This is a genomic window from Bacillus sp. (in: firmicutes), assembly GCF_031983925.1.
GTDB classification, from domain to species: domain Bacteria; phylum Bacillota; class Bacilli; order Bacillales; family Bacillaceae_G; genus Bacillus_A; species Bacillus_A pacificus.
In genome coordinates, this window is sequence record NZ_DALYZR010000017.1 from 25,435 (window position 1) to 37,945 (window position 12,511).

Annotated in this window: 9 protein-coding genes; 7 read left to right on the forward strand and 2 right to left on the reverse strand. The window is 38.0% G+C overall.

Going from position 1 to position 12,511, the window contains the following annotated elements; all coding sequences use genetic code 11:
- The first annotated feature begins 30 nt into the window (after positions 1–30).
- Positions 31–507, forward strand: a complete 477-nt coding sequence (locus tag RTP99_RS25720) for a PH domain-containing protein (protein ID WP_001182705.1) — start codon at positions 31–33, stop codon at positions 505–507.
- Positions 500–1,918, forward strand: coding sequence for a PH domain-containing protein (locus tag RTP99_RS25725; protein WP_000278118.1), 1,419 nt, complete (start codon positions 500–502; stop codon positions 1,916–1,918). The genes RTP99_RS25720 and RTP99_RS25725 overlap by 8 nt, the downstream gene beginning before the upstream one ends.
- 139 nt (positions 1,919–2,057) lie before the next feature.
- Here RTP99_RS25725 and hmoB read toward each other — a convergent pair whose 3' ends face one another.
- A complete protein-coding gene (gene hmoB / locus RTP99_RS25730) occupies positions 2,058–2,555 on the reverse strand; it encodes a heme-degrading monooxygenase HmoB (protein WP_000644054.1) in 498 nt (165 codons plus the stop codon).
- Positions 2,556–2,682: 127 nt separating this feature from the next.
- Between hmoB and RTP99_RS25735 the strand changes: the two genes are divergently transcribed.
- The 4 genes from RTP99_RS25735 (at position 2,683) to hemY (ending at position 8,415) form a co-directional block, all read left to right on the forward strand.
- On the forward strand, positions 2,683–4,800 hold the full coding sequence (locus RTP99_RS25735) for a transglycosylase domain-containing protein (protein WP_000756252.1): 2,118 nt from the start codon (positions 2,683–2,685) through the stop codon (positions 4,798–4,800).
- A 177-nt stretch (positions 4,801–4,977) separates the two neighbouring features.
- The gene (gene hemE, locus RTP99_RS25740; protein WP_000252614.1) at positions 4,978–6,024 is read left to right on the forward strand and encodes a uroporphyrinogen decarboxylase; all 1,047 of its coding nucleotides are present in this window, start codon (positions 4,978–4,980) and stop codon (positions 6,022–6,024) included.
- Between the two features lie 14 nt (positions 6,025–6,038).
- On the forward strand, positions 6,039–6,974 hold the full coding sequence (gene hemH / locus RTP99_RS25745; protein WP_000726783.1) for a ferrochelatase: 936 nt from the start codon (positions 6,039–6,041) through the stop codon (positions 6,972–6,974).
- 19 nt (positions 6,975–6,993) lie between these two features.
- Positions 6,994–8,415 carry a protoporphyrinogen oxidase gene (hemY, locus tag RTP99_RS25750; RefSeq protein WP_001228088.1) on the forward strand — a complete coding sequence of 474 codons (1,422 nt, stop codon included), beginning with the start codon at positions 6,994–6,996 and terminating at the stop codon, positions 8,413–8,415.
- Between the two features lie 39 nt (positions 8,416–8,454).
- Here hemY and RTP99_RS25755 read toward each other — a convergent pair whose 3' ends face one another.
- Positions 8,455–9,807: a DUF4026 domain-containing protein gene (locus tag RTP99_RS25755; protein WP_000453733.1), complete on the reverse strand. Its 1,353-nt coding sequence runs from the start codon at positions 9,805–9,807 to the stop codon at positions 8,455–8,457.
- Between the two features lie 240 nt (positions 9,808–10,047).
- Here RTP99_RS25755 and RTP99_RS25760 point away from each other — a divergent pair, with 240 nt between their 5' ends.
- Complete coding sequence (locus RTP99_RS25760; protein WP_000279259.1) at positions 10,048–12,414, forward strand: DUF6359 domain-containing protein; 2,367 nt, start codon at positions 10,048–10,050, stop codon at positions 12,412–12,414.
- Positions 12,415–12,511 lie beyond the last annotated feature (97 nt).

Genomic DNA, 12,511 nt, shown 5'->3' on the forward strand with positions numbered 1-12,511 from the left:
GTAATAAATTCATATAATTGGAGTGATGAAATGCAGCCGTTAGAAAGGGAGATTCATTCTAATATGCTGAAAGTGTGGCGAATTCACGCTTTAATTGGGGCGGCAGTTATACTAGCAGTCGTAATTGCATATTTCTTTTTTATGATTAATTTTAATTGGTGGGGTTGGTTGTTTGGCTTGTTAGTAACAGGCGCTATTTTATTTATCCCGCTTGATTATTTTGTGTTTCCAAATTTACGTCAACGTTATTATAGTTATAGATTAAATGAAGAAGAGATTGAGATTCAAAAGGGAATGTTCGTTGTAAAACGCGTACTTATTCCGATGATTCGCGTGCAGCACGTAACGATTGAGCAGGGCCCGATTATGAGAAAGTACAATTTAGCAGAATTACATATTTCAACAGCAGCAACTTCTCATAGTATTCCAGGTTTAACGAAAGAAGAAGCAGAGCAGCTGAAAAGACAAATTGGAGAACTTGCGAAAGTGAGTGATGAGGATGTATAAGAGGCAACATCCGATCACAATATTGTTAGGTATTCGAATTGCAGGTTTACTGCCTTTTATTTTTCTCGTTCTGTTTCGTTCAGATGGTGAAGTAGAACCTTGGTATTTCTTACATCTTGTCCTTTTGGCCGTATTATTTATTATGGCAATTTTCTCAGCTATAAAATGGTATTTCAAAGTGTACTGGGTTGAAAGTAATATTTTACATATAAAGCATGGTGTGTTCGTTAAGAAAGAAAGTTACTTAAATAAAGATCGTGTGCAAAATATTAGTACGTCTTCTAACATCATTTATCAAGTGCTCGGACTGACGAAATTAAATATTGAAGTGGCAGGCGGCGGTACTGAGCCAGAAGTGATGTTGGCGGGGATTAGAGAAGAAGAAGCGAAGGAACTCATTACTTTATTACATAAAGAAAGAAGTGTTGTGAGTGAAGAAGGGCCTACGGAAGAAGGAAGTAAGACGGTATATCAGTTAACAACAAAAGAAATTTTAGCAGCATCTATTACATCTGGTAGATTCGGATTAGTGTTTTCTATGTTAGTCATCCTTTACACAGAGTTTAATCAATTTCTACCAGAATGGCTTATCAATAAAGTAGAAGCGTATGTGATGGATAACGGTGTATATGAATTAATCGTTATGGCGGCGATTTTAATGGCAGTTTCGTGGGTCATTTCAACAGCCGGTTATGCATTAAAATATGCGAACTTTAAAATTGAGCGAAACGGAAATGAAGTTCGTATCGTGCAAGGTTTATTTGATAAGAAAGAGTTTGTTTTAAAATTACACCGTATTCAAGCGATTACGGTGAAAGAAGGTATTCTCCGCCAGCCTTTCGGATATTGCTCTGTCGAAGTAGAAGTTATTCAAAGTATAGAGGCGGCGGGAAATGAAGTAATGTTACATCCTTTTATGAAGAAAAAAGATGTGCAGCAGTTACTCGCATATTTACAGTTGCCGTATGAAATGGAAGCGGAAATCGTTCATTTACCGAAAGCAGCATTACGTCGTTACGTCATCATGGGCTGGATTACAAGTGCCGTACTCGCTGTGCCAATCATAGGTGCGAGTATATATTTTAAACAAAATATCGCGTTATTCACTCTCATACCACTATGTATTATATTTACGTTACTTGCATACGCGCGGTATACAAGTAGTGGTTATATGATACGAGACAATCAGTTAGTCATGGTGTACCGAGGACTCGCGAAATATACAGGAATCATGCGAAGAAGGCATGTTCAAGCAGTCGGATACAGTCAATCGTATTTTCAAAAGAAAGACGAGCTATGTACAGCTGTCGTATCAGTAGCGGGGCATCCTTACAAAGTGAAGCATATGCAAAAAGAAGATGCGCTTTGTATATATAATTGGTATAAAGAAAAAGGAAACACCAGCGTGTAACAGTGTTTCCTTTTTTATGTCGTCATTTGTCGATAAGTCGATATATTCGGAAAATCGCCGATATATTTCAAGTTGCGCCGATATATTCGGAAAATCGCCGATATAATTTCACATACCGTGGCCTTCGAACTCCAAACCCCTAAACTAACACATCAAAAGTAGTCACGAAAGACGGACGAGAGAAAATACTCTTTTGTTGTTCTGCATGTGGATGCGCCGGAGCTTGTCCTTCTGCTTGGGCAGGGCGTTTTTTATGAGCGTTTTCGAATGAACGTGATTCTGTCCAGTCTTTAAAGTTTTGCTCTGTTTCCCACATCGTTAAGATGACATATGTATCGTCACTTAATGGGCGTAGAACGCGGATCGCTTGGAATCCTGGTTCGTTTTCAATAAGGCCTGCGCGGTTTTTAAAACGGTTTTCAAATACAGGGCGGCCTTCGTCTGTGACAGAAATATTATTACAAACGATATAGCCAGGTTGACCTTTAAATTCTCCAACAGCGTCTAGTACGTCATACTTAAGAGAACCTTCTACAGATTCTTCTGTATTTTCTTTATAAAACATATTTTTTTCATCATTTTTTGCAGTGAAATGTGCTTGTTCTAGAGGTGTTTCGTATGAAATAATAGCCTTCATTTTAATGCCCCCTTATCTATTTGTTTCTATTATATCAACTCTCTTAAAAAACTTCGAAGATTATATACATAAAGATACCTCTTTTTCAAATAATAAATGTACCATCATTTGGAAAGAAGGCCGATGTATGAAGAAAGTAAAGTGGACTTTATTAGGTGGGTTAGCAACGCTACTATTAGCGATTGTCCTTTATAAACTAATTGTGTTAGCTGGTGGCTATATGATGGATGAAAAGCAGCTCGTTTTCCACTCTTCATCACGTATCGTTGACCAGAAAGGGAAAGAAATTACGAAATTATACGTAGAAAATAGAGACTTGGTGCCAATTGAGCAAATTCCGAAATATGTGCAGCAGGCGTTCGTTGCGGTGGAAGATTCTCGTTTTTATGAGCATCAAGGAATTGATTATCCGTCTATATTTCGGGCCCTTTATAAAGATACGTTAGCAGGAGGGAAGGTCGAAGGCGGTAGCACGATTACGCAGCAACTTGCTAAAAACGTCTTTTTAACTCGTGAAAAAACATTTACGCGTAAGTTGAAGGAAGTCGCAATTTCCCTTCAATTAGAGCAAAAATATACGAAGCAACAAATTCTTGAAATGTATATGAATCATATTTATTTTGGCCATGGAGCTTACGGTATTCAAGCTGCAGCAAAGTTATATTTTAATAAAAATGTAGAAGATTTAACAGTAGAAGAGGGCGCAATGCTTGCAGGTCTTCCGAAGTCGCCAAACGGTTATTCACCTTATTTTTCTCCAGAGAAGAGTAAAGAACGCCGTGATCTCGTATTGTCACTTATGCATAAACAAGGCTATTTGACTGCCGAAGAAAGCGTACGTTATCAAGGGAAGACAATTGCTCTATATAAAAACTTAGATGAAAATGAACTCGCATATATGCCGTATATTGATATGGTCATAGATGAAGCAGCACGTTTATACGGATTGTCTCATCAAGAAGTACTTCGCGGAGGGTATACGTTTGTTGTACCGATGGATGAAAAGATTCAAAAGGTAGCATATAACCAGTTTCAAGATGCAAGGAATTTCCCTGGGAAAGAAGAGGGGGCGCAAGGTGCTTTTTTATTAATGGATAATCGTACAGGTGGCATTAAAGCGGCGATTGGCGGAAGAAAGTACGTTCCGAGAGGGTTCAATCGTATTTTTGCAAAAAGACAGCCCGGTTCTGTGCTAAAACCACTTATCGTTTATGCGCCAGCACTCGAAACGAAAAAGTATAATCCGTATTCTTTATTGACGAATGAAAGACATTCTTTTGAAGGTTATGAGCCTCGGAACTATAACCGTGAATATTCGAAGGAAATAACGATGTACGATGCGATTTTAGAGTCAGCAAATGTACCAGCAGTTTCTTTATTAAATGAGTTAGGGGTAGAAGAAGGAAAGCAATATTTAGAGAAAGGAAATGTTCACATTGCTGATGCTGGTTTAAGTACAGCGCTTGGCGGATTAAAAAACGGGGTTTCACCATTTGATCTTGTGAAAATGTACCGTGCGTTTTTAGCAAATGGTGATATTATTGAGCCGCACGTTATTGATAAAGTGTTAAATAGACACGGCGCAGTCATTGGAGAATCGCCAAAAGTAGAAACGGAAATTTTCTCGAAACAAACGGCTTGGTATATGACGAAAATGCTTGAAGGAGTTGTGAAAGAAGGGACAGCGAAAGCCGGTGTATATAATGGGGCGTTAGCTGGGAAAACAGGTACAACTTCACTGCCAAATGACGATAATGGAGCGAGAGACATGTGGTTCGTTGGCTATACGCCAAATTTAGTAGGTGCTGTTTGGATTGGCTATGACCGCATAGATAAAGAGCATCAGTTGCAAGGAGAAAGTGCGTCAGCAACGAAATTGTTTAAGAAAATTTTAACGAAAGCAAATGTAGAACAGAAAGAGCAATTTAGGAAGCCAGAAGGTGTGGAAACAATCGGTGCTCCGATTCGTCTACGCAAGATTGAAGATGTGAAAATGAAATTAGCATTTAGTCCTTTCGGTTTATTTAAAGCGAAATTAAGCTGGACACCACTTCCAGATGAAAGAATTATGTATCGTATTTATAGAGTGGAAAATGGAATTCATACGCATGTAGGTACTGTAAAAGGTGCCGGGGAATATGAGGAAAAGTTCGTTAACATCTTTTCAAAACCGAGTTTTTACGTTGTGCCATATAACACACAAACGAATCGTGAAGGAGAAAAGTCAAAAGTAGCTAAACCATAGTTTTTCTCTGTGTTATAATAAGAATGTTGTGAAAATAGTAAGCGTTTTTAAGAATGTTTGTGTCAATTTAATGAACAACGTACATAATATTATGCATTTTGTTTTTACAAGCTGTATAGTAAAAAAAGATAAATATCGAACGTATTCGAAGCATTGGTAAGGAAGGGAGCAAGGGTCTTGGTAAGAACTATAAATGAGACATTTTTAAAAGCATGTAGGGGGGAACGTACTGATTATGTACCAGCATGGTATATGCGTCAAGCAGGTCGTTCGCAGCCGGAATATAGAAAGATAAAAGAAAAGTATTCTTTATTTGAAATTACACATAATCCAGAGTTATGTGCTTACGTTACAAAACTGCCAGTTGATCAATATAACGTAGACGCAGCAATTCTATATAAAGATATTATGTCACCACTACCTGCAATTGGTGTGGATGTAGAAATTAAATCAGGTATTGGCCCAGTTATTGATAATCCAATCCGTTCTTTACAAGACGTAGAAAAACTAGGGGAAATCAATCCAGAAGATGACGTACCGTACATATTAGATACAATTCGTTTATTAACGACTGAAATGTTAGACGTACCGTTAATCGGTTTTTCAGGAGCTCCATTTACGTTAGCGAGCTATATGATTGAAGGCGGTCCATCTCGTAACTACCATAATACGAAAGCGTTCATGTATGCAGAGCCGAAAGCTTGGTTCGCATTAATGGATAAACTAGCAGATATGGTTATTACATATTTAAAAGCGCAAATTAACGCAGGAGCAAAAGCAGTTCAAATTTTCGATTCTTGGGTTGGAACAGTAAATGTAGCAGATTACCGCGTATTTATTAAACCAGCAATGGAGCGTATTTTTGCAGAAGTTCGTACGATGGGTGTACCGATGATTATGCACGGCGTAGGAGCTGCACACTTAGTAAATGAATGGCACGACTTACCGCTTGATGTAGTTGGTTTAGACTGGCGTTTACCAATTGAAGAAGCACGTGCACGCGGCGTTCATAAGGCGGTACAAGGTAATATGGATCCTTCATTCTTACTTGCGCCATGGTCTGTTATTGAAGAACATGTAAAAGGTATTTTAGATCAAGGGATGAAGCAGCCAGGTTATATCTTTAACTTAGGTCACGGTGTATTCCCAGAAGTAAATCCAGATACATTAAAACGTTTAACTACATTTATTCATGAATACTCTAAAGGGCAGTTAGCGAAGTAAAGGAGCATTGCTGTATGAAAAAGAAAATTGGTTTGCTTGTAATGGCATACGGAACGCCATATAAAGAAGAAGATATTGAACGTTACTATACACATATTCGCAGAGGAAGAAAGCCAAGTCCTGAAATGCTAGAAGATTTAACAGAGCGTTACCGTGCAATTGGTGGTATTTCTCCTTTAGCTACTATTACATTAGAGCAAGCTAAAAAGTTAGAGAAGCGTTTAAATGAAGTACAAGATGAAGTAGAGTACCATATGTATCTTGGCTTAAAACATATTGAACCGTTCATTGAAGATGCAGTGAAAGATATGCATAACGACGGTATACAAGATGCAATCGCACTTGTTCTTGCGCCGCACTATTCTACGTTTAGCGTAAAATCATACGTTGGACGAGCACAAGAAGAAGCTGAGAAACTTGGAAACTTAACAATTCATGGCATCGATAGCTGGTATAAAGAACCGAAATTTATCCAGTACTGGGTTGATGCAGTGAAAGGTATATATAACGGTATGTCAGACGCAGAACGTGAAAAAGCAGTATTAATCGTATCAGCTCATAGCTTACCAGAAAAAATTATCGCAATGGGCGATCCATATCCAGAGCAATTACATGAAACAGCGGATTATATTGCAAGGGGCGCTGAAGTAGCAAACTATGCAGTAGGTTGGCAAAGTGCAGGAAACACACCAGATCCTTGGATTGGTCCAGATGTACAAGATTTAACGAGAGAACTAAATGAAAAGCACGGTTATACTTCATTCGTATACGCACCAGTTGGATTTGTTGCGGAACATTTAGAAGTTTTATATGACAACGACTTTGAGTGTAAAGTTGTAACAGATGAAATTGGCGCGAAATATTATCGTCCAGAAATGCCAAATGCATCGGACGCATTTATTGACTGTTTAACAGATGTTGTATTAAAGAAAAAAGAATCTGTACTGTAAGAAGAAAGGGGGAGCCTGCTTGAGGAAAAAAGTTGTAATCATCGGCGGTGGCATCACAGGATTAACAACGATGTATAATTTACAAAAAGATATTCGTGACAACAACTTGCCGATCGATACATTACTTATAGAAGCATCGGGTAAACTTGGCGGGAAAATTCAAACCGTTCAAAAAGATGGATTTACAATTGAGCGCGGACCGGATTCTTTCTTAGCACGAAAAGAAAGTGCAGCTACATTAGTGAAAGAATTAGGTCTTGGCGATGAACTTGTAAATAATCAGGCCGGTCAATCATTTATCCTCGTAAACAATCGGTTACATAAAATGCCGAATGGATCAATGATGGGAATTCCAACGCAAATTACGCCGTTTCTATTCTCCGGGCTGTTCTCCCCAATTGGTAAACTAAGAGCTGGTTTTGATCTATTAATGCCGAGGTCAAAGCCAGTATGTGACCAATCACTCGGACAATTTTTCAGACATCGTCTTGGAAACGAAGTGGTTGAAAACTTAATAGAACCGTTACTATCAGGTATTTATGCAGGAGATATTGATGAAATGAGCTTAATGTCAACATTCCCGCAAATGTATCAAATTGAGCAGAAACATCGCAGTATTTCACTCGGTATGCGTACGCTCGCTCCAAAAGAAGAGAAAGCTGAACCGAAAAAAGGAATCTTCCAAACAGTGAAAACTGGTTTAGAATCTATAGTAGAATCTCTCGAAGCAAAGATGCATGAAGGTACGATAATAAAGGGAACTCGCATTGAAAAAGTTGCAAAACAGGGTGATGCTTATACGATTACTCTTAGTAACGGAAAAGAAATAGAAGCGGACGCGGTCGTAGTGGCAAGTTCACATAAAGTATTGCCATCTATGTTTGCGCAGTACAAGCAGTTTCGTTTCTTCCGTAACATCCCGTCCACATCAGTCGCGAATGTAGCAATGGCTTTCCCGAAATCAGCCATTCAGCGCGATATTGATGGCACAGGGTTTGTTGTCTCTCGAAATAGTGATTACACAATTACAGCATGTACGTGGACACATAAGAAATGGCCACATACAACGCCAGAAGGAAAAATGCTTCTTCGATGTTACGTTGGACGACCTGGTGATGAAGCAGTTGTAGAACAAACAGAAGAGGAACTCGTTCAGCTCGTACTAGAAGACTTACGAAAGACGATGGATATTACAGAGGATCCAGAGTTTACAGTCGTAAGCCGCTGGAAAGAAGCGATGCCCCAATATACAGTAGGCCATAACGAGCGAATGAAGAAACTCACAACATTTATGGAAAAAGAGTTGCCAGGTATATACTTGGCAGGTAGTTCCTACGCTGGTTCTGGTCTGCCGGACTGTATTGATCAAGGTGAGAAAGCAGCAAAGCGTGTGCTAGCTCATTTGGAGAAAGTAATGGATACGGAATTAATCGCACAGTAAAGAGAAACGCCTTCAATCACATTGAAGGCGTTTTGTTACTTATTCACCAATAAACATATATAAGTTATTTGGCTTTATAACGGCATCTCCTGCATAAATAACCCATTCTGTTAAGTCATCAAAATCTAAATGATAACTATTTCCTTCACTCATATCTTTTATAAAATATGGTTCGTTAATGAGTATTCCTTGAATGAATTCTTCCGTAATGTTTTGCATTTCAAACCACATATGTTCACTTTTTCCCTCTTCGTAGGAAACACCAAACTTAGCGAGAAAACGAAAATCTTCATTCGATTGTTCAATTTGAAAAATGTTGCTGAAATACCCGAAAGTATTCTTCGCATTGTAAGCCATACGATCGGTTTCACTATTTGTTTTATAGAACATAAGTCCTGTAGCTTCCTCGTGTTCTTTGAAAAAGCTTTCGATACATTCTTCTGAAGTATCAAATTTGAACAAGAGAACAGATGGTGATTGATGGTATTCATCGCGGTCATCCATCCCGCCTAAGAATGTGTTTTGTGCATCTATTGGTTGTAGCTTCACTTCTTCATTATCAATTGAAGATAATTGATCCATACTCGTTTTATGCCCAATATAAGATAATCCTTTTTCCCACGGAACAGCTACTGTATGTATCGAACCTTGCTGACTATGCGCGATAACGATAGGCTCATTCATAGGGACTTGTCCATTCTCAACGGCATTATTCGCAAATGTTTGAAAGAGGTCACCAATGCCGTAGTAGGAAGAAATACGATTTGGAATAATTAATTCTATTTCTGTTACGCCCGCTCTTAAAAGGCCGTGTGTATGAAACCAATATTGCGTAGGCTCGCCTTCTTTATCGTCTTCATAAACGGAATGAATAACGTATAAGTCGGGAATGTCAGGTAATAATTCATTTTCAACGTGATATTCAATATAGCTTCTAGATATCACCTTCATTGCGGCACTTGAATCGATTACAAATAACAAATCTGGGGCGAGGTTCCATAAAAATTGTAACTGCTGGAAAAAGCAGTCCAGCACATCGCCTACAAATAGCGTACGGCTGAAAATTTCAGTACCGAAAGCCGCATCTTCAAAATGACGATCTACGATTGTAGAATCTTGTCTATTGTACAGTTTATATTCTTCTGGGTCATTCGCCTCATCAATATGCAGTTCATATGGTATGACTTTTTCATCCATATGTAACTCAACGATAAGGCTTGTCTCATCACTATAAACAATTTTTAACTCATCAACTTTAGTAGCGATAGTTTCTAGCCGCTGTTTTAATTGCTCAATTGTAATTCTAGTTGGTATAACAGCAATCATATCTGAAAAATGACGTTCTAATGTTCCATTCATAGCTGCGCGGTATGTTTCTGTTTGCACTTCCATCCAATCACTCCTATTCAAATGAATCCATTTTACATGCCAATTAAATTTCGATATTTCTGTTTTTTCTCTTTCATATTATAAAACGCATTCGTCGAAGGTGTAAAATTATTATTTTGTATTATTGTTTGAAAACGAGTAAATTAGATTAATTTTTTGTAAAACTTGTCGAAATATCATTCTATATAACGAATCATTTGATATGATAGAAATGCTGAGAAAATATGAAATAGGGAGAGGAAAATGGCTGTGAAGAAATTGTTAAGTGTCTTTTTATCATTCATACTATTGCTTTCATTTACTGGAACTTTAGTACAAGCAGAAGAAACTACTTCTATGTCAGTAGAAAAAGCAATTCAAGTATTTAAGCAGCAAGGGAAAACGAAGGGGACAGTGGAAGGATATATCGTTGGATATACGCAAAGCCCTTCTAAGTACACGAAGGATCCGGCTAAGTTTGACGACACAAATGTGGCAATTGCCGATTCTCCAAATGAAACGAATCCAGACAAAATCATGCCTGTTCAGTTGCCAAAAGGCGATGTGAGAGCGGCAGTAAACGTAAAAGATCATCCTGAAAATATTGGGAAGAAAGTTAGTTTAACAGGGACGCTTGAATTATATTTTAGTAGCCCAGGTTTAAAATCAGTAACAGCTCATAAGTTTCAAGGAGAAGGACAAAACCGTGTTAGCGATGTAGTAGCTTCACCTAGTGGCGGAGAAGTTGCGAAAGGAACAGCGGTAACGTTAACAACGAATACAGAAGGAGCAACAATCTATTACACGTTAGATGGTTCTAACCCTACAAATAAAAGTGTTCGTTATAATGGACAAATTATAGTGAATGAAAATAGTGTAGTGAAAGCAATTGCTGAAAAAGAAGGGATTACTTCTTCAGTAGTTTCAACATTTTCATTTATTATCGTAAACAATGAGCCAGTTCGTATTCATGATATTCAAGGAAAATCACATATTTCTCCTTACAACGGGAAGAAAGTATACAATGTGGAAGGCGTTGTAACAGCACTTGATAAAAATGGTTTTTATATAGAAGACAACCAGCCAGATAATGATCCAGCTACTTCAGAAGGTATGTACGTATACAAAAAAGATGCAAATGTAGCAGTAGGAGATCTTATTCAAGTTGATGGAGTAGTAGAAGAATATGTTGGACCTGGATATGCAGAAAGGTTTGAAACAGACTTAACGACGACGGAAATTAAAGCGAGTCGCGTTGCTGTAATCGCAAAAGATCAAGCTTTACCAGCACCGATTGTACTTGGAGAAAACGGTGTGAAAATTCCTGATCAAATTATCGATAATGATGCATTTGGTTTATTTGATCCAACTGAAGATGCAATCGACTTTTATGAAAGTATAGAAGGTATGCGCGTTACGATGCCAACGCCAAAAATTATTGCCCCTCAGAAAAACGGGAATTTATATGTAACAGTGAAAAATGGCGGGAATAAAGTCGTAACGAAATATGGCACACCTGTATTAGATGAAAATCAATTAAATCCAGAGCGTCTTTCTATAAAAGTACCTCGTGATTATGTAGCGAAAGTAGGAGATACTTTCACTGGAGATATAACAGGAGTAGTCGGATATGATTATGGTGCGTTCCGCATTTCGCCAATAACGGAATTACCATCTGTAGTAGACGGTGGATTTAAGCAAGTAGGGGCGAATATTCAGCCGCGTCTTGATAAGTTAACAGTTGCTACATATAACATTGAAAACTTCTCGGCGAATAAAAAAGAAACAACAGATGAAAAAGTAAAGGCGTTAGCGTATTCTATTAAATACAATTTAAAAATGCCAGATATTATCGGGGTAGAGGAAATGCAAGATAATAATGGAACGATTAATGACGGTACAACAGATGCTTCATTAAGCGCAAAACGTATTATTGATGCGGTGCTAGAAATTCGCGGGCCAAAGTATGAGTATGTAGAAATTGCTCCGCATAATAATCTAGACGGTGGAGCGCCAGGAGCGAATATTCGCGTCGGTTTCTTCTACAACCCATCACGCGTGAAATTAGCAGCGGTACCGAAGTTACTTGATAAAAATGTCGTTCGCATTGGAGACGAAAACCCATTGTTTGAAAGTACACGTAAACCACTTGCGGCAGAATTTACATTCCAAGGACAAAACGTCGTCGTCGTTGCAAATCACTTAAACTCAAAACTAGGAGATGCAACGCCATTTGGAAAAGTACAACCACTCGTATTAAAAAGTGAAGAAAAACGAGTTCAATTAGCACAAGAAGTAAACAATTTCGTACAAGGTATTCAGAAAAAAAACACGAATGCACCAGTTGTTGTGTTAGGGGATATGAACGATTTTGAGTTTGCTAAACCATTAAAAACGTTAGAAGGAACAATCTTGAAAAATATGTTAAACACAGTGCCGAAAGAAAATCGCTACACGTACATCCATGAAGGAAATGCACAAGTGTTAGATCATATTTTAGTAACAAACAACATTGCACCGCACACAATAGTAGATCCAGTACACTTAAACTCAAACATTATGAAAGAACATGGACGTGTAAGTGACCACGACCCAGTACTTGCTCAAATTGATTTGAAGAAAGCTTCTTAAATAATTGTAAAAGAACGCTTAGAAATATACTGAGCGTTCTTTTACATAATTAGGAATTTCGTGGTAAAATAGACTGAATATTCATTTTTATTGTTAG